Source organism: Leptolyngbya sp. AN02str (assembly GCF_050565595.1).
In the GTDB taxonomy this organism is placed as follows: Bacteria; Cyanobacteriota; Cyanobacteriia; order Elainellales; family Elainellaceae; genus Kaiparowitsia.
This window is the reverse complement of the sequence record NZ_JBNXVR010000056.1, coordinates 1-24,527: the sequence shown is the minus strand read 5'-3', so window position 1 is coordinate 24,527 and position 24,527 is coordinate 1. Positions and strand designations below refer to the sequence as shown.

Here is a 24,527-nt window from a genome sequence, read left to right as displayed (position 1 = left end):
CACTTGAACGGGTAGCCTCTTGACTTACTACCATTGCCCCCCGAAGCATTTTTGACGCGCTAGACGTTGAGTTACCACGAGCTAAGCCAAATTTTTTGCTGTTCCACTTCGACTGTTGAACACTGGTTTAGCGATGGTGCAGGGAGGAGAGCACCTGCACCATCGCTATCAAAAACTATTGGCGATCGCAGATTTCCTGCTGACTCACTCAAACTTCATCCAACATCTTCGCCAGGAATAGGGCATTAAGCTTGTCGAGAAATTGCGAGAAAAACGACTGAAAGTCTTGCTATAGATGAATTTTGTCAAAATAACTAAGACACTGATTTGGAGAGCTTATCAGGGATTTCCGCGCCTATTTTCGGGTAACTTTATTCCTCGCATAAAACTTTTCATGAATTTCCGGTAAAAATACTAGCAGCCATCCTGCTTCCCCTGGTTAAAGCTGGAGAAGTACTGGGAACACTTGGGTACGAAGAAAAATATTGAAATTGCAGAGTAACGAATGAAGCGGCTGCTTTACTTAGATGCTCAGCCCTATTTCTATGCAAACGAAGTGGCTGAGCAAAATCAGCTTAATGTGTTGACTCCGACCCGAGCTGCCGCGAGAAGTTTAGGCTCCCATAAGCGAACTGCAAAGCGGATTCCAACTAAGTCACTTCAAGATCTTGCCACCCAATTGTTACAAGCCGAAGGGATTGCGATCGCCTCTCCCCTCAATGCCCAAAGGGCGATTCGTCAGGCAATCGAACAAATTGTGCGACCTCAAGATCCAGAGGGCATTGCCCGAGCGTGGATGCCTACGGTTCAAGCGTTACTCAAATCTGCTCTGTTGGCTGAGATTCAGCTAGAAGCCTGTTCTAATCGGGCAAGACAACTGCTTGAAGTAACACATCGCTACCAACAGATTCTACGACAACAGAACTGGGTTGACTCAGCCGAAGCCCTATGGAGATCTGTAGAGCTGAAGCCCCCCAAAATTTCAACGCTGATTTATGGGTACTTTCAACCTCGGTCTGACGAGTTAGCATTCATCAATGCAATTGCCGCAGAGGGTAGCCTCTTTTTCCTGCCTCTTGGTGATGAAGAGGTTTTCCAGGAAAACCGAGCCGCAGTCGCATGGTTACAGCAGCAAGACTGGGAGGTAGATGAGTTTCAATCACCCTCTCAAACGGTTGGTGAACTGTCAGCACAACAGTTTCTCACCAGTTCTAAATTGCTGGAACAATCCTCAACGTATGCTTACAACAATATTGAGGCAGAAGTTCGAGGCACACTCGCTCAGGTTAAAGAGTTACTACATGACGGGGTTTCTGCTAGGGATATTGCAATCGTCGCCCGGAATGAAGTGGCTTACGGGCCTAAACTGCTAGAAGTTGCCTGGGAATATGGGGTGCCGTTGCGAGCTTTGTATTTAACTCCGCTGAATACGACTCGATTTGGGGCCTGGATTGCTTTGTTGCTAGAGGTCATCGAACAACGGTTTTGCTTTGAGGCAACGGCAAAACTGCTGAGCCATCCACTCTGTACCAACCCAGATGCGGAGTTCTGGAGTACTGTCCGGAGTCGTCATCCGGTAGGGTTCGCAGCTTGGCAGGAGATTTGTCAAACCACTCTGAATCTTGATTTATCCATTCTCAGGATCGGTCATCAAGCCCGTCGAGATACGTGGGTTGCCACGCTGCAAACGATTCTGAAGACGTTTGATTCGCGACGGCGCTGTTCTCGATGGGCACGGGAAAGCTTAGCCTTCAATGCATTGAACCAGGCTCTGGTGGATTTGTCCAAGCCGGAGGACGAAAAGTTGACCTGGAGTGCGTTTGCTCAAGAGTTGCGAGAGCTATTAGCAATTGTGGGAGTACCCGCTCAGCCCGGTCGCGGTGGTGTAGAGTTACATGGTCCTACTTCGGTAATTGGAGCACGTTATCCCTACCTATTTGTCATTGGCATGGCAGAAGGTGTTTTACCTGCTCCAGTCCGAAACGATTGCGTGTTGGACTTTTACGAACGCAAAGCCCTGCGGCAAGTGGGAATTCCACTCGAACTGGCTTCTGAGGCAGTCCGGAGAGAATCACTGCTGTTTTATTACCTCTTGCAAATTGCCACTCAATCTGTGGTCTTCTCCTATGCCCAATTAAATAAGCGTCAGGAGCAGCTACCGAGTCCCTATCTGGCTCAGTTGGGTTTAGAAGCAACGAAGCCACCCGAAATGCCGATCGCAAGCATCGAGGAACTCCGAAAGATCGCCTTACGACGGGAAAACGATACTGAAGATCTAGTTCTGCAGCAGGCCCTTCATACCTGGACTGTTGAGCTTCTTCGTGAAAGTAGTGAGCCTCCCGATGAGTATGACGGCATCACGGGAGTGCCGCTCGATTATCACGATCGCACTTTTAGCGTGTCCCAATTAACCAACCTAGGACTGTGTCCGTTTAAGTGGTTTGCCGATAAGGTGCTGAAATTAGGTGAACCACAGGAAGACGAGAACGAGCTTAGCCCCAGTCGGCGAGGCAACCTGTATCACCGAGTGCTGGAGTTAATCTTCAAAGAATTGCAGGCCCACCCGCAACGCTCACTCCAAGACCCCATACTGCTAGAGGCTAAGTTCGAAGAGGTTGAGCATGAGTTACGGTTAACCTCTCTGCCATTGTGGACGGCTCAACGAGTAGAGCATTTACAAACATTGAGGCGGGTTCTGAACCAACCCGACTTCTTTCCAGATGAGTCAGAAGCGATCGCGCTTGAAGCCACATTTGAAGGAACTTGGCACGACTTGAAGTTAACCGGGCGAGTAGATCGCATCGATCGCACCCCCCAAGGGTTAGCCCTGATTGATTACAAAACCAGTTCTAATCCTCCAAAAGGCGTGAGTAATGCCGCAGGCAAAGCCTGTATCGATCTGCAACTGCCCATTTATCAACAGGTTGCAGCCCAAGCCCTTTTCCCAGGAGAAGGTGTTGCTACAGCGTACTACTACTCGCTGATGAAGGCGAAAAAGTTATCGAAAAAGATCCTAGACGAGGCAGAGTTAGCAGGAGTTGCCGAACGGTGTAAAGCGCACCTCAATCGTGGCCATTTCCCTGTGCAACCTGATGTAGAACAGGTTGCCTGTCAATATTGTGCTTTTGATCTGATGTGCCGAAAGGGGAGCCGCTTAATCCGCAAACTGCGCGAGGAAAATACCCATGAGTCTGACTGATCAGCAACGAGAAGCAGCACGTGCTGACCGCAGTGTAGCGGTGACGGCAGGGGCGGGAACAGGGAAGACCCATATGCTGGCAGAGCGTTACCTGTACCATCTGGAGTCAGGCTACTCCCCCCTTTCGATAGTTGCTCTGACCTTTACCGAAAAAGCAGCGACTGAGTTGCGATCGCGCATTCGTCAAACAATTCGGGAACGGTTATCGAATTCTGAGTTTATTGCAGAACTTGAAGCAGCTCAAATCAGTACCTTTCATGCATTAGCCGCCCGGATTTGTCGAGAACATCCAAATGCGGCGGAAGTGCCTCCAGATTTTGTAGTCCTCGATGATTTGGATGGCAAAGTATGGTTGGCAGAAGCGTTTGATGATGCACTTGATCAAATTCCGCTTCATCTTTATGAGCAAGTACCCTATTCGTCGATGCGATTGATCATGCGATCGCTTTTGGATGATCCATTAACGGCAGAAAAGGCGCTGGAGAAAAGTCGAGCGGACTGGCTACCGACTATAAAAAATCTTCGAGAGCAAGCGATAGAAACTTTACTCAATGATCCTGATTTTCAAAGTGCTTGTTCTATCTTGGAGAATCACTTAGGAAAGACAGGTGACAAATTAGAAACCATGCGAGTAGATGCTTTAAGCGCAGTTCAACTCGTTAAGAATCAACAGAACATCAATAATTCTTTAGTTACTTTATCAAAGCTAAGACCTGACTATGGTAGTCGAAAGAATTGGTTAAATGAGGATGATTTTCTGAGTGTTAGGGCAGCGGGTGAAACGATTAAAAGATTGACTAAGGACTCAATCGCAAAAGGCGAGATTACATTAGAACCCAACGAGTGGGATGACCAGGCTGAAGTGATACTGCCTGCCCTACGAGAAGCATTTGTGGAAGTGAGGGCACATCTCAACCAAGCAAAACAGCGCCAACGAGTTTTGGATTTTAATGATTTAGAGGTTCACGCCCTCAAAGCCCTCAAAGATCAAGCTGTACAAGACTATTATGCTCAACGCTGGCACGCTTTCTTAATTGACGAATTTCAAGATACTAATGCGATTCAAGGTGAACTTTTAGAACTATTAACCGCAACTCAATTGCTGACCATTGTCGGAGATGTCAAGCAATCAATTTATGGTTTTCGTCGGGCTGATATTACTGTGTTCCAATCCTGGTGCGATCGCATTCATACTATAGCTGATCCGCCGAAACAACTCAGCCTTAGTTTTCGGACTCATCAGGGGTTAATCCAGAGCATCAATACCATTTTTGAGCCTGTACTCAATGGCTTGCATCAAAACCTGGATGCGTTCCGGCAAGAGGCACCGCGTTTAGCCCCTCATTTACGGGCATTGACCGTTCAAGACGCCGATGGCGCAACACTGGATCAGTGTCGGCAGATTGAAGCCCAGCAAATCGCTGAACTGATTCGGCAAATGATTGATGCTCGGGCGATGGTGTATGACAAATCAACCAGAAGTTTACGCCCAATTCAATACCGGGATATTGCGATTCTTTCCCGCACGTGGAGTCCGTTGGAGCTGTATGGACAGGCATTAGAGAGCCAAGGAATTCCCATCTTGCAAGCTGGAGGTGGGAGCCTGCTAGAGACTCGTGAAGCCAAAGACGGCTGGGCGTTGCTGCGCTTTTTGGCAGACCCAACAGATGATATCTCGTTATTGTCGGTACTGCGAAGTCCCTTTTTTGCCGTTAGCGATCGCATGCTGTATGAGTTTGCCCAAACGTTGCGAGAGCAAACTTCTTGGTGGAAACATTTGCGAAACAATGCAACGGATGAAATGAATAGAGTGATTCAAGTCCTCGAACAACTGCTGATCGGAAGACGCAGTGAACCTCCGACTCGACTTTTGCAACTCGCAGATCGCCTGACGGGCTATACGGCTGTGATTGCTAACCTACCTAATGCCCCCCGCCGTGAAGCCGATTGGTGCGGCTTTTTGGATTTTGTGAGGGAGTTAGAGCAGGGAACCAATGATGTTTTAAGCGTTGTGCGGCGGCTCAAGGTATTGGCACGAGGTGAGGTGGAGGTGTCCCGTCCTGCTTTGGAAGCAGGAGATGCCGTTCAGCTGATGACTATTCATGCATCTAAGGGCTTGGAGTGGGCAGTCGTTGTCGTTGCAGATTTGTCACGTAAATCGGCAGTCGATTCTGCTCAGGTTCGGTTTGATCCCGCTCTCGGTTTAGCCTTCAAGGTGGAAGATGAGGAGGGAGACAAACAGAAATCTGCTCTCTACACGCTGCTGGAGTGTCGGAAGCGGCAAGCTGAAAAGGAGGAAAGCAAGCGAGTTCTCTACGTTGCACTGACACGGGCGCGAGATTGTTTGATTCTTACAGCCGCTGGTAATAAAGGTGGTGGTTTAGATGTTCTGCGACCCGGGTTAGAGGAGACTGTGCCGATTGAGGAAATTATGGGCGATCTCAAGCCAATGCAAGCGCTCGATGTTGAACCTCCACCGCTATCCACCTTACCTAAACCGATTTTGACTCACAAGTTGGGTTCAGGACTCTGGGAATTACCTGTGACCGCTCTCAGTGACTATGCTCAATGTCCCAAACGCTTCCAATATTGCTATTTGGATGGACATGTTGGGCTTCGGAACGGGAATGGCAACTATGGCACCGAAATTGGGACAGCGACCCATTGGGCATTGCAGCACCGGATCGGGAATTTAGAACCGCTAACGACTCGGTTTCCTCATTTGCCAACGGCTATTTTACAAGAAGCCTTGGAACTAGCACAGCGATTTCATGAGCAAGACATTTACTTACCCTATCGCCACCCAGAAGGCATGGCAGAATATTCCATTACGCTCAACTTGGGGCAGATTACCCTAAATGGCGTGATCGATTGGTTGACTTCAGATTGTGTGGTGGACTTTAAAACCGATCGCGACATTAATCCACATCATCATCGCTTGCAGTTATGGGCATATGCCAAAGCGACTGGACGGGAAGTGGCTCATATTGCTTACTTACGTCATGACAAGGTTCATACTTTCAATGCCAAAGATTTTGTAGCCCTACAACATGAGGCAGAGGGAATAGTGGAGGCAATCTCTACAGGACACTATTTACCTCAGCCCACAGCAGCGAGTTGCCGAAATTGTTCATATTTAGACCTTTGCGAGCATGGGATTCGTTCGGGGTAAGACTTGTAACTAAAAGATTTGGGATTGCAGGAATGATTTGCAGGAGAAGGATGAATGTATGGAAATGGCAGTGGGTCTTGCTCTGGGGTTAATGATTGGTGGTACAGCTATTTGGCTTATCTTACAAGGAAAAATTCAATCAGCACGGGAGAAAGCAAAAGCTGACATTGTGGCTGAGCGTGCCAGTATGTTTGAGCGACTTCAGCATAAGGATCAGCAAGTTCAGGAGTTAAAGAATTCCTTGAAGGAATCGGGTACAACAATTGAACGATTGCAAGAGGACATTAAAACTCAATCTAACAGGTGCTCTGCTGCAGAAGCAAAACTTCTCCAGATCCCTGAGTTGACTACACAGTTAAGAGCAAAAGAGGAACAGATTCAACTACTTCAGGTGAGTGATACTGGATTAAAGACAAAAATATCAGAGCTTGAAACGAGATTAGCCGAAGAGCAACGAGGTGCAGAAGCAAAACTCGTCTTGCTCAATCAGGCGCAGCAACAGTTAGCAGATGCATTTAAAGCGCTTTCTGCAGATGCTTTAAAGAGTAATAACCAATCTTTCATGGAGTTAGCCCAAGTTACTTTAGAGAAGTTTCAAGAGCGGGCAAATGGTGAACTGGCATTGCGGCAACAGGCGATCGATGAGTTAGTTCAACCCCTGAAAGTTTCTTTAGAACGAGTTGATGGCAAACTTCAGGAGATTGAAACCAGTCGTGTTTCTGCTTATACCAGCTTGTCTGAGCAGATTAAATCGTTAGCAACAACTCAATCCCAATTGCAATGTGAAACCGCTAATTTAGTCAAAGCATTAAGGGTACCGACTGTTCGAGGTCGCTGGGGTGAGATTCAACTCAAGCGAGTGGTTGAAATTGCTGGAATGGTTGAATACTGTGATTTCGTTCAGCAGGAGTCGGTGAATACTGAAACGGGCAAACTGCGCCCAGATATGGTGATCAAGCTGCCCAATCAAAAAAACATCATTGTTGATTCCAAAGCCCCACTTCAAGCGTATTTAGAAGCTTTAGAAGCACAAGATGATGTAACTCGTATCTCAAAGTGCAAAGAACACGCGCGACAGATTCGTACCCACCTTTCTCAACTTGGGAACAAAGCATACTGGAACCAGTTTCAACCGACACCAGAATTTGCCATTCTATTTCTGCCCGGTGAAACCTTCTTTAGCGCTGCTTTAGAACATGATCCTCAATTGATTGAATTCGGTGTAGATCAAAGTGTGATTTTGGCAACGCCAACGACTTTGATTGCGCTGCTGAAAGCAGTTGCCTATGGTTGGCGGCAAGAACAAATCGCTGAAAATGCACAGGCAATTAGCAACCTGGGTAGGGAGATGTATGAACGCACTCGCGTGTTTGCAGGTCACTTTATCAAAATGCGCAAAGGGCTAGATAGTACGGTTGAGTCTTTTAACAAAGCTGTTGGTTCATTGGAGTCCAGAGTCTTGGTTACAGCCCGGAAATTCAAAGAGCTTGGAGCTTGCACGGGAGATGATATTGATTTGGTAGATGGAATTGAGCGAGCACCCAAATTATTCCAATCGTCATTGCTAGACCTCGACCCCGTTGATCAAGGTAATGGCAAGTTGTTCAAGGATTAAGCCAAATGGTGTTATCTAGAGAGTTGCTGGGAGTATTGAGATGTTGAAATGGGTGTGGCGATTTTTAACTGGGCAACAAGATTCTACAACCGCTGAGCATAGTAGTGGAAGCACGGTTTCTCAGCCGAAAAAGGTTTCACAAAATAAATCAGCAACAATATCGACCACTGCCTCATCCCAAAAAGGTGATCTACCATCAATCAATCAATCCTCTCCTTCCCGTCCTCACGGAACAACTCAAATTAATTCTGGAACCTCGAAGGAGGTAACTGAGACTTTCAAGCCCCAGCCAGCGGAAGTAGCGAAGTCAACTAAGTCCGGACAGAATTCATTCATCGCAAGTCGTGCAAGCAAAGCTCCAGCATCTTCGATATCCCAAGTAGATATTCCATCAGCACGATTAAAATCAACCTCTTCCACGAAGGTGTCTACTGCTCCTGCTCAATGGATTCCTGCTGGTCAAACAGTGACGATTGCTGGTTACACTATTTCGGGTGGAATGCTTTACGTAGGCACCAAATTAGCTGCAATTTGTGATTATGGTGGCATTGAACCATGTTTAATCAATCCCCAATTAAACGTTGATCGTGCCCATCCCGACCGCGAAGGTTGTGGGTTGAGTTATTGGCCCTCCTATAGCAAAATTTCGCCAGCTTGCCGAGCGGCTTATCTAGAATGGCTAGCTGGCGGTCGTTGTGATCTAAGTGCACCGATTGGCTATGTATTTCTTTTCTTTTATGGATTAGAGCGCCGAGTGCTGCAGGAGCTTAGAGGCGCTAGAACTGAGATCGCTCAGGAATTGCGGCTGATTGTAGCTGAGGTGGAGCGGCTTTTGTCCATCTATGGGCTGAGTAACTCATTCAATGGTTATGCAACCAGATTTTTAGAAATTTGTAAGTTATTAGGCCCCACGATCCAACACTCGGAAGTTGTTCCTCCTCTAACAAGAACAGCATGGGAATTGCCGTTAAGGATTCGACTGGGGTTAGGGCAATTGGTTGCGGAGCAAAAGCCAATCCCAGCTGATTGGGCATTATCCTGGTATGTGCATTCACCTCAAGCAAAGTTACGAACTCCTGCTACTCGCTGTTCATCAGAGTTTCAGCAACTATTTCGACTGCGGTATGAACAGCAGTTTGGACAGGGGTTGGTGATCAAGCCCAATAAAACCAAACTTAAAGCTAATTATCACGCTGCAAGTGCATCATTTGGTGGGAGTTTGGTAGAACTGGATGTTGGCGATTTGCCTGATGTGGCGGCTCTTTCAGCTCCTTTAAATCGATTGCAAATATTAGTCGATGAATGTACCGATGCTCTAGAACCTTTTAGCCGCTGGCTCGGACGTAACCCTAAAGGTCAGGGTAGTCATGCTGCGATCGCCCTTTTGCCACCTGAACTAGTCAAGGCTTCAGAAAGCGAAGATACAAAAACATTTCGCCAGTGGCTAGAAGGATGCCTTGGCTGTGATGAGCAAACAATTATTTCTAGCAAAGACCTCCTTCAGCATTGGCAACCAGATGGGCTTGGTAAATTAGCGAAAGCGGATGTGACAATGCTGTTGCAGTTTCTGGAGAAACAAGGGTACGGCGTTGAACCTGATCTGCGCTTCGGCGGTAAAGCGTTATCAGCTGACGGGAATGCTGTGCTGTTTCGCTTGCCGTTAAACTATCCTGAAACCCCCGCTCCTGAATATACCGCAGCCACCTTACTACTTCATTTGGCAACTGCGATCGTGGGTGCAGATAACAGTGTAGAAGCTTCAGAACAAGCTTATTTAGAGCTGCATTTAGAGACTGCTTTAGATTTATCTGAACCGGAGCGGTTGCGGCTCCGAGCGCATTTAAAGTGGTTACTTCAAGAGAAATTGAGTTTGCGAGGGGTAAAAACGCGCCTTGATGCCCTGTCACCTGGAAAGCGGATGTCAATTGCTCAGTTTCTAATTAGGGTTGCTGGGGCAGATGGGCATATTAGTCCCAAAGAAATTGCTGTCTTGGCTAAAATCTATCCTCTCCTTGGACTTGATCCTCAAGAGGTGTACAGTCACATTCACAATTTGAGCACTTCTGAACCTAGAGTTGATCCAGCGGTAGAACCCATAACGGTACGTCCTGCTTCATCTGCTCAAAAGGGATTTGTGATTCCCGCATCACCGCCCACTGCATCAGCGGAGATGGAAAGTGTTGAACCGAGTTTCACATTAGACTTGAAGTTGATTGAAGCGAAGAAAGCAGAGTCCGCCGCAGTCGCAGCGATTCTGGGCGATATTTTTGTTGATGATGAGCAGCTAAACATTTCTCCAGTGCCAACAGCACCGCTTAATAGCAATACGATCGCAGGGCTAGATTCATCCCATTCTGCGTTGGTGCATCGATTGTCGGAGCGCTCGATCTGGAATCGCAGTGAAGTAGAGCAAATAGTGGCAGAACTGGGCTTAATGATTGATGGGGCATTAGAAATAATTAATGATGCCGCACTTGATAAATGTGAAGAGCTACTCACAGAAGGCGACGAGCCAATTGAAATCAATGCTGATGTGCTAGAGGGATTATTGTCATGACTGGTACAACGAAGATTAAGGCAAAAGACCGTGATGCTGTAATTCAATCCCTCCGCGCAGGGGTTGTGCCCCGCAGTGGCCAGCATTTAATTCAGGTCGGACGACTACGGGAAATTGAGGCCGTCAAAAATGACATTGAACGAATTGGAGAGGGTAGTTCAGCGATTCGGTTTGTGATTGGTGAATATGGTTCCGGTAAAACCTTCTTCTTGTCTTTGGTTCGAGCGATCGCGTTAGAAAAGAAACTGGTGACTGCTCATGCGGACTTAACTCCTGATCGACGACTTCATGCCAGTGGTGGACAAGCGCGATCGCTTTATGCGGAACTGATGCGAAACGTTTCAACTCGCACTAAGCCGGATGGAGGTGCTCTAGCTGGAGTGGTTGAGAAATTTGTTACTTCTGCAATGACAGAAGCTCGCGATCGTGAAGTTAACACCGAAGTTGTTATTCGGGAACGACTGTCTCATTTGTCTGAAATGGTGGGTGGTTATGACTTTGCTGAGGTAATTGCTGCTTATTGGCGGGGGCATGACAATGGTGATGAATTACTCAAATCCCATGCAGTACGATGGTTGCGAGGGGAGTATTCAACTAAAACAGAAGCTAGAAAAGACCTAGGAGTCCGAACAATCATTGATGACTCCAATTTCTATGACCAACTCAAGCTATTTGCTCAGTTAGTTCGCCTTGTCGGTTACAGCGGTTTCCTAGTTTGTTTGGATGAATTGGTGAACCTGTACAAACTTGCCAATACGCAGGCACGCAAGAGCAATTACGAGCAAATTTTACGCATCTTCAACGACAGCCTGCAAGGAACAGCAGTTGGTCTAGGGTTCATGCTGGGTGGTACCCCTGAATTTTTGATGGATACCCGTAAAGGGCTTTATAGCTACGAAGCCTTGCAATCCCGATTGGCACAAAATACCTTTGCCATTAACGGGTTGGTCGATTACAGCAGTCCAGTCCTGCGCTTAATGAATCTCAGTCCTGAAGACTTCTTCCTTCTATTATCGAAAATCCGCGATGTTTATGCCTTGGGTGACGCTGAGAAATATTTGATTGATGATGAAGGTATTACGACCTTCATGGCACACTGCTCGAAAAAAGTTGGAGACGCATATTTTCGTACTCCTCGAAATACCATCACGGCTTTTATCAACCTCCTAGCAGTTCTAGAGCAAAATCCGCAAGTTCAGCTATCTGATTTGATTACAGGAATTCAAATTCAGCCAGAAATGAATTCAGACCTGCTGCCTCTACCTGATGAAGAAACTCAAGCAGAACCTGTATTAGCGGGTCCTCAGACTACGATTGTGAATGAGGTGAATGAGGATGACGACCTTGCCGCCTTCAAACTCTAACAACGACTCTCAAGTTTCCTCTGGCTTTTACCAGCTACACGAGAAGGTGCAGCGATGGATTTGGCAAAAGGGTTGGGGACAACTACGAGAGGTTCAGGAACTAGCGATCGCGCCTATTCTAAATGGGCATCAAGATGTAATTATTTCGGCGGCAACGGCTGGCGGAAAGACGGAAGCAGCATTCTTGCCTATCCTATCTCGGATCATGGAAGATCCAGGCAAAGGTATTCGAGTACTGTACATCAGTCCACTGAAAGCCCTAATTAATGACCAATACCGTCGCCTTTCTGAATTGGGGGACATGTTAGATATTCCCATTCATCCGTGGCATGGGGATATTGACGCAGGTCGTAAGCAAAAGGTTTTGAAGAATCCGTCTGGGATCGTCCTAATAACGCCCGAATCATTAGAGGCACTGTTTGTTCGGCGGGGGCCTGAACTAGTTACGACATTTCAATCACTGAACTACATTGTCGTTGATGAATTGCATTCTTTTGTTGGCGCTGAACGGGGCAGACAACTTCAAAGCTTGATGCACCGAGTTGAATTAGTGGTGCGGCGATCGATTCCTCGAATTGGGCTAAGTGCAACGCTGGGAGATATGTCCCTGGCTGCTGATTTCCTGCGTACGGGTAAGGCCAATGTGGTAACAATCATCAATCCACCTGGTGATGATGGACGAGAGTTAAAAATTCAAGTCCGGGGATATCGCAGGGTCATGCCTACCTTGAAAACTGATGAGACTGATGGAGCAGCAGACCCAGAAGAAGAATCGAAAGATGAACTAGACATTGCTGCTCATTTGTTTAAGGTGCTAAGGGGGACTGACAATCTAATTTTCATCAATCGACGCTCAGAAGTTGAAGCGTATGCTGACCGCTTGCGGCGTCTGTGTGAGCAGAACTACCTGCCAAATGAATTTCTGCCTCACCACGGCAGTTTATCAAAAGAACTCCGGGAAGAAGCAGAAGAAGCTCTGCGGAGCGATCGCCCTGCTAGTGTCGTCTGTACAACGACGTTGGAAATGGGGATTGATATTGGTTCTGTTCATTCGATCGCTCAAGTTGGTGCACCGTTTTCGGTCGCGAGTACCCGCCAGCGATTAGGGCGCTCGGGTCGGCGAGAAGGTGACCCAGCAATCATGCGCTTTTACATTACAGAGCCAGAAGTGACCCCAGAGACTTCCCCGGAAGATGCCATTCACTCAGACTTGGTACAGACGATTGCGATCATTAATCTTCTTCTGGATCGCTGGTGCGAACCACCTATCACCGGCAAGTTGCATTTATCTACTCTGATTCAGCAATTTTTGTCGCTGATTGCTCAGCATGGAGGAGTGAAGGCAAATCAAGCATGGCAAGTACTTTGTGAAACTGGACCCTTTAGAACGGTGGATCAAGGGATGTTTATTCAACTGCTGCGGTGTCTAGGGCAGCACGATCTCATTCAGCAGTCTCAGGATGGACTATTGCTATTAGGGTTGACAGGTGAAAAACTGGTTAACCACTATAGTTTCTACACTGCATTTCAAACCCCTGAAGAATACCGAATTGTTACAAGTGGTAGAACGCTTGGGACTCTTCCTATCGATTCACCCCTTGTGGAAGGGATGTACCTGATCTTTGCTGGGCGACGGTGGCTCGTTCTCTCAGTGGATCAGGAGCATAAGGTTGTGGATGTAGCAAAAGCCGCTGCTGGTCGAGTGCCAAAGTTTGGTGGGGATGGTGGAATGATTCATAATCGAGTCCGCCAGGAGATGTACCGAATTTACTGTTCCCAGGATGTACCAATTTTTTTAGACGCGATCGCGCGTGATTTATTGCTAGAAGCAAGGGCTAATTTTACTCGTTATGGGTTGGGAAAAAGCTCGATTCTAGCTTATGGTAGCCAAACGCTTCTCTTCTACTGGATGGGCGACATTGTGCTCAATACAATCATGATGCAGTTGATTGCCAGTGGCGTAAGGGCCTGGAGAGACGGGGTAGCGATCGTGGTAGATAAAATTTCCTCCAAAGAGCTGTCCTTACAACTTCAAAAAATCATTGATGTAGGAGCCTTAGATGCACTTAGTCTTGCTTCCAACATCGGAAATAAGGTTGGTGAAAAATATGACTCTTTTTTGAGTGAGGAGTTGCTTTCACATCAATACGCAGCCTGTCACTTGAATGTTAATGCCGCACATGAGGTGCTTCTGTTGCATTCGAAATCTGGTATTTATAGCAATTGAGGGGAAAGTTAAGACAATTGCCTGAAGGCATTGTCAACTGCATCCCACAGGTTCTGTAAACTGATGCACTGTCTTGCGCAGGTGATGCTTGAGCCGTGCCCAAAACTTCTCAAGCTGGTTCAAGTCTGGAGAATAAGGCGGCAAAGACAACAGGGTGCACCCGCTCGCTCAATCAACTCGCGAATCAGCGTCGATTTGTGGAAGCGTGCCTAAATCGTTCCGTTACCGCCATTGCGGAAGTCCTCTATAACCAAAATTGCCGACCGCCCTCTAACAAGTTGCTTGGATAGATCCCTTGAAGCCGCAATCCAGCCACCCGATCTGCTCCATAAATTGGCATAGGTAAGCGAGGTGCCCTCAAAGCCCCATGGTGGAGCAACGTGAGTTTCAGCGTTGTATCGACAATTTGCTCAATTGGGGCGGGTTCTCCTGCTTTATGCACTGTCAATCGGAGGGGTCTGGCTAACCCTACTCGTTCAGATACTTGGGTTGTAATCAGCACTGCTTCACGCGAGGATAACCGCAATGCTAAGCCCTGCGATGGTGCAACCAAAGTTTTTTGGCTCAAGTTGTATAGCCTTGGGATGCCAGATTTTCGGCATTCCACCAAAATAAACTTTGATCCGATAGCCTGTGCTCGCTCTAACAGATGTGGAATCTCTTGACCGCAGAAGCGTCCATCACGATAAATTAAAACCGTTTTGCCTTCCAGCGTTGCTGGTAATAGGCGTTCTAGTAGTCGTTGTGGGATCTCTTCTCCCTCCAGTAGAGCATCCTCCAAGACATAACGAATAAATTCGCCCTGCTTGCCATAGAGTCGCACACTAGCACAGGCATTCAAGGTCCCAGCAAGTTTGGTTTTGGGCGATCGCGAGATGTCTAATCCGATGAAGTGATCGGCAATCTCTAACGGCTCTGCTAGAACGAAAGGTAAATTTCCTAGCTTTGCTAAGATTCCCGGAATGATCTGGTTCAGAATTTGTCCATGCTCAACTTCGGTTAACGTGTCATCGTAAATCACCTGACTGGCAATATTTCGACGCAGAAGTAGCGAGTAGACTAAATCATAGAAGCTACCACCGTCTTCCTCATCGGTTTCGCGATCGCTCTGTGGCAGAAAGGTCAACACGATATCAACTGGAACTGTGATTAACTTATTGACGGTTCTCTCCAAAGCAGCTCTTGCCTCGGCAGCACTGAGACCGCTAATCGATAGAGCTTTGCGATCAATGATTTCACTTTCAAACCCATAGCGTTTTAGTCGCTGTTGAGCTGCTTCCAGGAAACCGTTCACACTACCATCACATAACTTCAGCGCAGCAATCCGAATCACGCCAGGTTGAAAATTGGGATGACGATGATAAACTCCACCACTTGATAGTCCCTGTAAGATACGCCCTTGAACACCCGTAACTCCCTTGCCGAACAGCAAAGGGGTTTGGTCTATAGGAGTCGCTGGTTGCCAGAAGAGATCAGGATGTTCCAAGCTGTTCAAGCTCCGTCCAATTTCAAAACCGTAAGGCATCAGCACATCTATTGCCTGCGTTTTGAAGGTGGTCAGCAACCGTTGCCGCTCTGCATGAGGAATTTTTGTGAATCGTAAAAACTGTCCGTAATCAAATCCGAACCGTCCTGCCGTTTCAGCCGTAATCGAAGGACGAAGAGCGGAAAGTGGATAGTGAAACTTTTTTTTTCCTTTACCAAACTGGATTGCAACCACCAACTCATCGTCAGGAGCAGTCTCGATGATGTGCCGTGTTGAGTAACCTGCTGTAAGTCTGAGTAGGCGATCGCGATGCTCCCTGACGACACCGACAAGCCGAACAATACTGCCACTACCACCCATGTCAAAATCCTGAACGGGCAAGCCCACTAGCAAACCTTCTGGATTTCCTTGAGCCGCATTGTTGGCATAGAAATCCGCCAAGCTCCCTGAGTATGCAATCTCAGTCTGAACTGCTAATGACAATGCTGCGCGTTCTTCTCTTTGAAGTTCGATCGTTTCTGCCCAAAACTTAATTTTGCGATTCACCGCTAATCCTGCGATCGATGTGACAGAGATTGGTCTGAAGGGCTGCCTGATTCGTAGAATCTGAAACGCGAGTTTGGACAGAACAGATGATGAGGCGATCGCAGCGCTGTCTTGTTGAAGTCGGAGAGGTTGATCACATAAATCTGGAATATCTTGCTGGAGGGCTGAGAGGGCTGTCTGGCACTGAGATAGATTCAATGGTGGTCGTTGTATTGGAGTTAGTACCCACAGCCGATACTCGTACCAAACAACTAAAGCTTGTTCTAGTTTTCGCGAGAGATGGAAACTCAAGCGATTGCCAGTTTCTTGATCAATCTCAGGAGCTACTGCAAAGCTGACAAGTTTAGGCTGAGCGATTGACAGCGGAAACACTTCACTGAGGAAGACCAATTCTTGTGAGGGAGCAGCGGTAATAGCAGTCATGCAGAGACCTCCTGGACAGCAAATTGACAAACTGAGTTGAACTGGCAATATTGGCAGCGAAAGCCGGGGTTGGGCGGAAAAATGCGATCAAACTCCGCAGGGTTCTTGCGGTACTGTTTCTTCTCCAGCTCATGTCGTTGGGCTAACCGCGCTAGCTCTATCCGAACGGCATTCAGTTGGCTCGTGGTTGCCGTGATTGGTTCTGACCACTTGCAGAGTTCAAGGTTATAGAACGAGGCGATCGCTCGTTGGCGAGGGAACAGGTAGCTTGCCGCTAGCAGATAAACAAATGCTTGCCGTTCATCAAAATCAGAATGTCCCGTCTTCAAATCCAGAATGTGTAGCGTACCATCTGGTTCAAGCAGGATGCAATCGATCGCAGCGAAGAGGTTGAAGGTTATGCTTCCGTAATAGAGCTTGATGGGTTCTGGGAAACTCTCATCACCTCGGCTCAGGCTAAAAATTCGCTTTTTGAGAAGAATAGGGTTCTCATAATACTGAGACAAAATTTGGTGCAGTCGTTCCTGCACTTCATCAGCTTGCTGATCGAGTTTAAGAATCTCGGCAACCTGTGCGGCTCCATCCGTATCCTTAAGTCGTTGAGAGTTCAAGTGAAATTCATAAACCCCCTGCTGGGCTAAGAGACCAATAGTTTGCGGAACGGTGTCTTGTGCCAAGATTGCCGCAACATCCGGTTCTCGCTTCCGAACCTTGGCATGCCCCCGCTTCATGTCACAGTGCCAATGCTCCTGCCCGACTGCCGAAGCAAAAAGTGACCAAAGATTGTAGCTTGCAAACGGTAGCCAGCTTTTTCCCATCTCACTAATCTCCTCATATGGCTGCTAATAAGCGTTGCGCCTCAATGCCAGCCCTGACTTCAAACTCTAAATTCGCAGTATTTAAGGGCGCACGTTTGACAAAACAAAATCGTTGTGTTAGCACTATAGCACAGGAAAACGGCAAGACAACTTTTTCGTTGTGTTATGATGATTTTATGATTCCACCCTTTAACAAAGATGGATTATTACCGCCCGGAATCCACACCGCAGCTTCGTGGCAGGAGTTTGCTCGTCGTTTTGGGCACACTCCACACCGACAGAACCTACTTTCAGGAATGAAAGTGGCTCTGTTAGGGCTGCGAGGGGCTGGCTGCCAAGTTGTCTACGTCGATGGCAGTTTCGTGACGGCCAAGGAACATCCCAATGACTTTGATATTTGCTGGGATATTACGGGAGTCAATCCCGATCAACTCGATCCGCTGTTACGTAACAACAGTCGAGTTGCTCAGAAGGTGAAGTATCTTGGTGAATTTTTTCCGGCACAAACCACTGAAGGAGTGAGCGGAAAAATATTTCTAGATTTTTTTCAAATCGATAAGGCAACGGGAAACTCCAAAGGCATTGTTGCCCTAAACCTGTGGGAGATATGGTCATGATTAAGAATGAGCGGCAATACCGCATTACTAAAGCTCAAATCGAGAAGTTTTCAAATGCCCTCACTCAATTGTCGGCTTCATCTCAGCAGGATCAGTCTGTCCATCCCATCCTGCGGAAAGCTGAAAGGGAGGCACTGGAGTTTCAGCTTACGGAACTGCGCGTCCAAGTCGAAGAGTATGAGGCATTGAAGGAAGGACAACAAGCAGTCCTGGAATTAGATTCGCTTGAAGCCTTACCATGCGCCCTGATTAAAGCTCGGATTGCTGCTGGACTGACTCAAAAGGATCTGGCTGAGCGATTGGGAATAAAGGAACAGCAAGTCCAACGTTATGAGGATACAGAGTACGCTTCTGCCAGCTTCGCACGGTTGCTAGAAGTCAGTCGTGCGATCGGCGTTCAAGTACGCGAAGAAGTCTTGTTGCCCAGAGTTTCACCTGCTGATTTGTTGAGCCGATTGAGTCAGGCTGGAATTGATCGCGACCTTATTCTCAACCGTTTCTTTCCCAACTTGAGTGCTGAGACTTCACATGATGAAGATGAAGTCTCTACTAATGCCCTGGTACTCCGTGCCGCAACTGCTTTGAAGCGAGTATTTGGGTGGTCATTGGCTGATCTATTCAGCTCTAGACCGCTTCAGCTTGATTTAACTCCCCTTGGAGCTGTTCACTTCAAAGTTAATGCAAAAGCAAATCAGAAACGATTAAGTGCGTACACAGTTTATGCTCATTTCCTAGCATTGCTTGTACTAGAAGCCACAGTAGATTTACCAGCGAAGCCGATCCCAACCGATCCAAAACAAGTTCGTGAAGCCATCTGCTCAACATATGGTGAACTAACGTTTTCAAATGCTTTACGGTATGTCTGGAGTTTGGGTATACCCGTTCTTCCACTGAGGGATGCTGGAGCATTTCATGGCGCATTCTGGCGCGTCAACGGACGAAACGTAATTGTTCTGAAGCAGCGCACTAGATCCTCTGCTCGCTGGCTGCTCGATCTTCTCCATGAACTTTGGCATGCTGCTCAAGAACCAGAGCGACCTGAGCGAACTGTGGTTGAAGAAGGGGATATTGCACAGGAACGGCAAGACTCACCTGAAGAAAAGACGGCTACAAGATTTGGCGAACACATTCTACTCAACGGTCGTCAAAAGGAACTGGTTGAGATGTGTACCAACGAAGCAAAAGGTAGTATTGAGCGCCTCAAGAATATTGTCTTTAAAGTTGCTACGAGGGAGAAGGTTTTAGTTGGGGCTTTAGCAGATCACATGGCTTATCGGCTATCACTCCAAGGTGAAAATTGGTGGGGTGCTGCAACCAATCTACAAACCGAAGATATTGAGCCGTGGCAGATTGCTCGTGACGTACTTCTGGAGAAGATCAATTTTGAAGTTTTGAATGATGTGGATCAAACACTCTTAATAAGAGCTTTGTCGGATAACTTGCCTCAGCAGGAATTTTAGAAGTTATGGAGGTTAAACGCAATGTCGGATGATTGGGATGTTGAGGAGGAGTTAAAACCACTCAAACTGAAATGCACTAGCTCAGACTGCAAAAACGGGCAACACGCATATAGACCCACACCTAAACAAAAGGCAGCAAATACAGTGGGTCAGTGTCGATCATGTGATGAAGCAGCTCCTTTTGATTGGGAGCGATTACACAAGCTTGATCCTGGAGACATTGACTACACGATCGCTGCCTTGAAGAATGAACTCATTCGCCAACATTACTGGACAAACAAGATTCCTCAAAGAGCCGAGAATTATGCGCGACGTAAGGGAGTGAGGGGAATGGAGGCGGCAGTGGAGAAGCGGATTCGCAAATCTGTTGGTTCACCTGCCAACGGTTTCGATAATCGCCAGACTCCTGTAGAGGATTCGCCAAAAGTCAACGCAGTTCATTTCGCTCAGCACGCCACTGCTTCTTGTTGCCGCAAGTGTATGGAGTATTGGTATGGCATTCCTCGAGATCGATCGCTGACAGAACACGAAATATTATATTTGTCCAAATTGGGGATGAGATTCATCAGTGAGCGATTTCCGCTATTAACTGAAACAGGAGAGAAAATCTCTCCCATTCGTCGGGCTGGCAGATCAAATACCAAAGGTCAAAAACAGACGGAGTGAAAGTTGTAATGTTGATTAACACTGAGGCTCTATCTGCGCGTTATCGAGAAGCATCTGTGGATTTGCACAATAAGCGGTTGCTGATTACAAATTTCCACAATACACAACAAGAAAATGATCTAACAGAGCCTCCTAATTGTAAGGGATTTGGGCGTATTCGACACTTCAGGCGATCGAGCAACAATGACTGGCCCTCTAACCCATTACCGATCGATCCAGCTTGTAGAGCACTGGGTCTACAAGCAACCAACATGATTCGAGCGCAAGTTTTCCAAAGTGCAGCTTGTAATTGGCGCTGTTGGTACTGCTTCGTTCCATTTGAGCTGCTGTCTGCCAATCGTAAATATTCCGAGTGGATGAGTCCATCTCAATTGATTGATCTTTATTTAGATCAACCTGACCCTCCTTCAATGATTGATTTAACAGGAGGACAACCTGACTTGGTTCCAGAGTGGGTACCTTGGATGATGGCGGAACTGAAAGAGCGAGGTTTAGAGCACCAAGTTTATCTTTGGTCTGACGACAACTTGAGCAACGACTACTTCTGGCAGTTTTTATCAGACGCAGATCTTGAACTTATCGCGACTTATCCAAAGTATGGTCGTGTTTGCTGCTTTAAAGGATTTAATTCTGAGTCTTTTGCATTTAATACTTGTGCTGAACCTGATCTCTTTGATCGGCAGTTTCAATTAATGAAGCGATTGCTGGAGTTAGGAATTGACATCTACGCTTATGCAACATTCACAACACCAACAGCTTCAGAAATTGTTGCAGATATGGCTCGTTTTGTCGATCGGCTTCAGGCAATAGATCATAATCTTCCGCTCCGAACAGTTCCGCTAGAAATTCAAACGTTTACCCCGGTTAAAGGGCGGCTCAATGATGGTACTCAAGCTGCATTGGGGAACCAATACCTTGCGATTGAAGCTTGGAAAACAGAATTGGAAAATCGATACCTCAGTATTGAGCGATCACCAGCAATCACAGATATTTCCTTACACATAAAGCAACTTCTATGACAATTACTGAAATCGAGTCACAAGCGTTTGAACAGTCTGTTGAACGATGGATTTTGCATGCGATCACATCTGGAGTAAGCACGTTCAATCAGTTGGTTAAGGCATTACCCAGTGTTGATCCAATCATCGTCGCTCACACGTTGCGAAGACTAAGTTCTAATTCAGCCATGCCTCAAGATATTTGGGAAAAATTGAACATTTCAGCAAGTCAAACCTCAACAAGGATTCCCTATTCTCACTACCAGATTGGATTGCCCCTGCCACATCCACTTGACTTTGACTGGCGTTTTACTGATGGATCGGTGGATCACTTGTTGAAATCTTGTGAGACATTGACGAACTCAAATGATACTATAGTACTACTTGGAGCTCCTAGCTTATTTCGAGGTGGTCTTGCACTGTCCTGGCAACGACGGATGATTTTGCTTGAGGTAAACACAACCATGACGAATCATCTAACCTCACTGACCTCCCGATCTCAAGTTGTGCGGTCTGACCTCTTGAATGGTGATGTCCCAAAATTATCAGGGGCTGCAGTCGTTATGGATCCGCCCTGGTATTTCGAGCACATTCAATCATTTTTATGGGCTGCTTGCCAAATCTGTCAATTAGGTGGGCATATTTTTGTAAGTCTCCCACCCGTTGGTACTAGACCTGGAATTAATCGGGAGTGGAAAGAAGCATTGGCATGGGCAAAGCGGCTTGGGCTTAAGCTCGTTCATCGAGAGGACTTGTCACTCTCTTATCTAACCCCGGTGTTCGAGCGCAATGCTTTTAGAGTTGCAGGGCTTCCTGCAATCGAACATGACTGGAGGCGAGGGGATTTAGCAATTTTTCAACGAGTAAGCAGCGCCCAGGTTCCCCGTCCTGACGTGGCCCAGCAACAGGCTACTTGGTCTGAAGTTAGTTTGCTCGGTGTGCGGATTCGAGTTCGCCCTTGGACTAGTTCAGAATTTGAAAATCCAAAGTTAGTACCAATCCTGCCAGGTAATGTACTCACCTCTGTGAGTCGTCGGGATGCTCGACGACAGTTAGCTGACGTCTGGACATCTGGAAACCGGGTCTTTATGTGCCAAGGGCGCGATATACTTTGGCATGTTTTGCAGGCAATTTCAACCGGAGATCAACCTCATGCTGTAGTAGAAGCATTTTTGAAGCGATTGCTGGATCCAAACGAAGGAGTCCTGATTGCTGAAGTAACCAATCAAATTCTGTCTCTGATCAGCCTGGAACAAAAGGAGAACTTACTCTTTAATGACTACTGGAACGATACGAACCTCACTCTTGCCGCTAGTTAATGAGCTGAAGTCAGCTGTGAAGGGAGATTTATTTTGGGAAAATTATCTCTCCCCTCTGTCTGAGCAGGTTTCTTTCCCATTCGCATTACATCTAGGAGTTTTTGTAGAGCCGTATCTCCAGTTCATTTTAGAGGGCAAAAAAACGATAGAATCTCGATTTGCCACTCGCCGATTTGCGCCGTACAACCAGGTTGAGCAAGGGGATGTGCTCCTCCTAAAGCAATCTTGTGGCCCTATTGTTGGAATTTGCCAGGTAACCCATTGCTGGTTCTACCAACTTGATCCAGAATCCTGGGAAACCATTCAACGCGACTTTACCCAAGCTTTGTGCGCTCAGGATCCGGAGTTTTGGCAGCAGCGGCAGGCTGCCTGCTATGCAACCCTCATGAGAATTCAATCCGTTAAAGTGATTGAGCCAATTCCATTTGTTAAACGCGATCGTCGGGGATGGGTCATTTTGCAATCTAGCGATCAGCAGCTAAAACTTGAGCTATAGCCTATGAAGCCAGCCATAATTGCTTTTTCTGGGAGCATTGCCAGTGGAAAGTCTACTCTCTCTCAAGAAGTTGCCGAGGCACTCCAGTGGAAGCGCGTCAGTTTTGGTGATTATGTTCGGTCGATTGCTCAAAGTCGAGGAATTGTAGAATCGCGAGAGGTTTTACAGGCACTCGGAACAGATTTGCTCCAAAGAGATACAAAATGTTTCTGTCGTGCAGTTCTAATCCAAGCAGCCTGGCAACTCGGACAACCCCTTATTGTTGATGGCATACGCCACATGGAGGTGCTTGCTACTTTGAAACAGATTGTTGCGCCAATGCAGCTATTGCTAGTTTTTGTCACTGTTGATGAGGCTGTTCGAACAAATCGATTGCTTGAAAGGGGAACGGTTAATTTAGAGAAATATCAACAGTGGGAGCAAGATTCTACTGAACAGCAGGTAAAATCAGCGCTAGCAAATGTGGCTGATTTGATAATCGATAGTGGATATTCACTTGAGGAAAGTGTAGAGCAGCTTGGTAGCTGGCTCAAACACATTGATTAATTCAAATTTCTCATATTGCCGCTTAACAGCCTAGTAAAAGGAAATAGTGCAGATCTGTGGAATAAAAGCCCTTTACTCTCTGAAAGACACAATTGGATAAAAATATTGAAGATTCAAAGCCGCGAATGATTGACCAGTGCTCTTCGCTTGTTAGAGGAAGTAGTTCCATAAAAACTTCAGGATAACCCTACAGAATAGCCAATTAAGAGGCTCTTCACTTGCGGGAGAAATCATTTGGGTAGCAGGCAAATGAGGCGAATTGTTAAAGATATAGAAGGATGCGAGTGCACCTATGGCTTTCCATTTTTTGGGAAATCATTTGGTAGGAATTGTCATTAATAATGCGTCAGAAGAGGAAGAAAGCCTTTTAACAAGCGATTTACGTCTTTGCTAAAACCGGATAATCTTGCATTGCTCGTTTGGTTAGCATCCAACCATGCTCCGTATGAAGCGTATGATGCACTCCGTCCATCATCATGGCCGCGATCGCCACCCCTTGCGCCTTTGCCCAATCAAACCACTGCCGAAACCCTTGGGGAACGGCTAACTTCTCAGAAGCCACAGATACCTGCCATCCTTCCATGATTGCAGTGTAGAGATAGCCAATTGGGTTCCCAATCTTGCGCCGTTGCTGCTGCTGTTTGAAATACTGAATTGCCCCTTCAACTCGCTCTGGGTACTGCGCGATCGCTCTCTTTAACGTGGTAGACAGTGGTTGTCCTACAGCCTGAGTCACCGCATCCATTAGTTCTGGGAATTCCACATCCTTAGTGTTTGAAATGTTCCCAGAACTAGCTGGGGAAAGGCTGTCCTCTTTAGCCCCTTTGACTTTCACATCAGGAATTGACCCTTGCTCTGACGCTGAGAAAATATTTTCAAGATCATTTGAAACCTCGAGTTTGGACTAATTCTGTAAAAGAAGGCAGTCAATGAGAGCCACTGACTGCCGTAAGGTCAATGAAGTACTTTAATGACATTGACCCTATGATGTTCAAACACCTTCAAGACTTTCGTCAAA

General features: G+C 46.9%; 17 protein-coding genes. 13 read left to right on the top strand and 4 right to left on the bottom strand.

Translation table 11 applies throughout. From position 1 onward, the window contains the following. The first annotated feature begins 505 nt into the window (after positions 1 to 505). The 6 genes from ACQ4M4_RS26270 to ACQ4M4_RS26245 are packed head-to-tail and all read left to right on the top strand — an operon-like array spanning position 506 to position 14,134. A complete protein-coding gene (locus ACQ4M4_RS26270) occupies positions 506 to 3,199 on the top strand; it encodes a PD-(D/E)XK nuclease family protein (RefSeq protein ID WP_430687443.1) in 2,694 nt (897 codons plus the stop codon). Further along, the gene (locus tag ACQ4M4_RS26265) at positions 3,186 to 6,371 is read left to right on the top strand and encodes a UvrD-helicase domain-containing protein (protein ID WP_430687442.1); all 3,186 of its coding nucleotides are present in this window, start codon (positions 3,186 to 3,188) and stop codon (positions 6,369 to 6,371) included. Before ACQ4M4_RS26270 ends, ACQ4M4_RS26265 begins: the two co-directional genes overlap by 14 nt. A gap of 58 nt (positions 6,372 to 6,429) precedes the next feature. Further along, positions 6,430 to 7,986 carry a DNA recombination protein RmuC gene (gene rmuC / locus ACQ4M4_RS26260; RefSeq protein WP_430687441.1) on the top strand — a complete coding sequence of 519 codons (1,557 nt, stop codon included), beginning with the start codon at positions 6,430 to 6,432 and terminating at the stop codon, positions 7,984 to 7,986. 40 nt (positions 7,987 to 8,026) lie between these two features. After that, a complete protein-coding gene (locus tag ACQ4M4_RS26255) occupies positions 8,027 to 10,543 on the top strand; it encodes a TerB N-terminal domain-containing protein (RefSeq protein WP_430687440.1) in 2,517 nt (838 codons plus the stop codon). Next, on the top strand, positions 10,540 to 11,907 hold the full coding sequence (locus ACQ4M4_RS26250; protein ID WP_430687439.1) for an ATP-binding protein: 1,368 nt from the start codon (positions 10,540 to 10,542) through the stop codon (positions 11,905 to 11,907). Before ACQ4M4_RS26255 ends, ACQ4M4_RS26250 begins: the two co-directional genes overlap by 4 nt. Beyond that, positions 11,879 to 14,134, top strand: a complete 2,256-nt coding sequence (locus ACQ4M4_RS26245; protein ID WP_430687438.1) for a DEAD/DEAH box helicase — start codon at positions 11,879 to 11,881, stop codon at positions 14,132 to 14,134. The genes ACQ4M4_RS26250 and ACQ4M4_RS26245 overlap by 29 nt, the downstream gene beginning before the upstream one ends. A gap of 33 nt (positions 14,135 to 14,167) precedes the next feature. Here ACQ4M4_RS26245 and ACQ4M4_RS26240 read toward each other — a convergent pair whose 3' ends face one another. The 3 genes from ACQ4M4_RS26240 to ACQ4M4_RS26230 all read right to left on the bottom strand — a co-directional run bounded on the left by ACQ4M4_RS26240 (position 14,168) and on the right by ACQ4M4_RS26230 (position 17,407). After that, positions 14,168 to 14,287 (bottom strand): transposase, encoded by a 120-nt coding sequence (locus ACQ4M4_RS26240; protein WP_430687456.1) that lies wholly within the window; start codon positions 14,285 to 14,287, stop codon positions 14,168 to 14,170. Between the two features lie 91 nt (positions 14,288 to 14,378). After that, positions 14,379 to 16,589 carry a Piwi domain-containing protein gene (locus ACQ4M4_RS26235; protein WP_430687437.1) on the bottom strand — a complete coding sequence of 737 codons (2,211 nt, stop codon included), beginning with the start codon at positions 16,587 to 16,589 and terminating at the stop codon, positions 14,379 to 14,381. Continuing rightward, the gene (locus ACQ4M4_RS26230; protein WP_430687436.1) at positions 16,586 to 17,407 is read right to left on the bottom strand and encodes a PD-(D/E)XK nuclease family protein; all 822 of its coding nucleotides are present in this window, start codon (positions 17,405 to 17,407) and stop codon (positions 16,586 to 16,588) included. The genes ACQ4M4_RS26235 and ACQ4M4_RS26230 overlap by 4 nt, the downstream gene beginning before the upstream one ends. Before the next feature lie 17 nt (positions 17,408 to 17,424). Here ACQ4M4_RS26230 and ACQ4M4_RS26225 point away from each other — a divergent pair, with 17 nt between their 5' ends. The 7 genes from ACQ4M4_RS26225 to ACQ4M4_RS26195 are packed head-to-tail and all read left to right on the top strand — an operon-like array spanning position 17,425 to position 23,509. Next, entirely contained in the window at positions 17,425 to 18,024 is a 600-nt protein-coding gene (locus ACQ4M4_RS26225) for a DUF6932 family protein (RefSeq protein ID WP_430687435.1), read from the top strand. After that, positions 18,021 to 19,484 (top strand): helix-turn-helix domain-containing protein, encoded by a 1,464-nt coding sequence (locus ACQ4M4_RS26220; protein ID WP_430687434.1) that lies wholly within the window; start codon positions 18,021 to 18,023, stop codon positions 19,482 to 19,484. Before ACQ4M4_RS26225 ends, ACQ4M4_RS26220 begins: the two co-directional genes overlap by 4 nt. A gap of 21 nt (positions 19,485 to 19,505) precedes the next feature. Further along, entirely contained in the window at positions 19,506 to 20,150 is a 645-nt protein-coding gene (locus ACQ4M4_RS26215; RefSeq protein WP_430687433.1) for a DUF4186 family protein, read from the top strand. Between the two features lie 8 nt (positions 20,151 to 20,158). After that, positions 20,159 to 21,169 carry a hypothetical protein gene (locus tag ACQ4M4_RS26210; RefSeq protein WP_430687432.1) on the top strand — a complete coding sequence of 337 codons (1,011 nt, stop codon included), beginning with the start codon at positions 20,159 to 20,161 and terminating at the stop codon, positions 21,167 to 21,169. Continuing rightward, positions 21,166 to 22,467, top strand: coding sequence for a hypothetical protein (locus ACQ4M4_RS26205; RefSeq protein WP_430687431.1), 1,302 nt, complete (start codon positions 21,166 to 21,168; stop codon positions 22,465 to 22,467). The genes ACQ4M4_RS26210 and ACQ4M4_RS26205 overlap by 4 nt, the downstream gene beginning before the upstream one ends. Further along, positions 22,454 to 22,963 (top strand): ASCH domain-containing protein, encoded by a 510-nt coding sequence (locus tag ACQ4M4_RS26200; protein ID WP_430687430.1) that lies wholly within the window; start codon positions 22,454 to 22,456, stop codon positions 22,961 to 22,963. Before ACQ4M4_RS26205 ends, ACQ4M4_RS26200 begins: the two co-directional genes overlap by 14 nt. A gap of 3 nt (positions 22,964 to 22,966) precedes the next feature. Further along, positions 22,967 to 23,509 carry an AAA family ATPase gene (locus ACQ4M4_RS26195; protein ID WP_430687429.1) on the top strand — a complete coding sequence of 181 codons (543 nt, stop codon included), beginning with the start codon at positions 22,967 to 22,969 and terminating at the stop codon, positions 23,507 to 23,509. A gap of 379 nt (positions 23,510 to 23,888) precedes the next feature. Here ACQ4M4_RS26195 and ACQ4M4_RS26190 read toward each other — a convergent pair whose 3' ends face one another. After that, entirely contained in the window at positions 23,889 to 24,272 is a 384-nt protein-coding gene (locus ACQ4M4_RS26190; RefSeq protein ID WP_430687428.1) for a hypothetical protein, read from the bottom strand. Between the last annotated feature and the right edge of the window lie 255 nt (positions 24,273 to 24,527).

Bases quoted from the DNA above. Each gene is read 5' to 3' on its own strand.
- ACQ4M4_RS26195 (WP_430687429.1), top strand. From the start codon at position 22,967: ATGAAGCCAGCCATAATTGCTTTTTCTGGGAGCATTGCCAGTGGAAAG.
- ACQ4M4_RS26250 (WP_430687439.1), top strand. From the start codon at position 10,540: ATGACTGGTACAACGAAGATTAAGGCAAAAGACCGTGATGCTGTAATT.
- ACQ4M4_RS26230 (WP_430687436.1), bottom strand. From the start codon at position 17,407: ATGGGAAAAAGCTGGCTACCGTTTGCAAGCTACAATCTTTGGTCACTT.
- ACQ4M4_RS26225 (WP_430687435.1), top strand. From the start codon at position 17,425: ATGGCTGCTAATAAGCGTTGCGCCTCAATGCCAGCCCTGACTTCAAAC.
- rmuC (WP_430687441.1), top strand. From the start codon at position 6,430: ATGGAAATGGCAGTGGGTCTTGCTCTGGGGTTAATGATTGGTGGTACA.
- ACQ4M4_RS26205 (WP_430687431.1), top strand. From the start codon at position 21,166: ATGACAATTACTGAAATCGAGTCACAAGCGTTTGAACAGTCTGTTGAA.
- ACQ4M4_RS26220 (WP_430687434.1), top strand. From the start codon at position 18,021: ATGATTAAGAATGAGCGGCAATACCGCATTACTAAAGCTCAAATCGAG.
- ACQ4M4_RS26245 (WP_430687438.1), top strand. From the start codon at position 11,879: ATGACGACCTTGCCGCCTTCAAACTCTAACAACGACTCTCAAGTTTCC.
- ACQ4M4_RS26265 (WP_430687442.1), top strand. From the start codon at position 3,186: ATGAGTCTGACTGATCAGCAACGAGAAGCAGCACGTGCTGACCGCAGT.
- ACQ4M4_RS26270 (WP_430687443.1), top strand. From the start codon at position 506: ATGAAGCGGCTGCTTTACTTAGATGCTCAGCCCTATTTCTATGCAAAC.
- ACQ4M4_RS26235 (WP_430687437.1), bottom strand. From the start codon at position 16,589: ATGACTGCTATTACCGCTGCTCCCTCACAAGAATTGGTCTTCCTCAGT.
- ACQ4M4_RS26255 (WP_430687440.1), top strand. From the start codon at position 8,027: ATGTTGAAATGGGTGTGGCGATTTTTAACTGGGCAACAAGATTCTACA.
- ACQ4M4_RS26215 (WP_430687433.1), top strand. From the start codon at position 19,506: ATGTCGGATGATTGGGATGTTGAGGAGGAGTTAAAACCACTCAAACTG.
- ACQ4M4_RS26210 (WP_430687432.1), top strand. From the start codon at position 20,159: ATGTTGATTAACACTGAGGCTCTATCTGCGCGTTATCGAGAAGCATCT.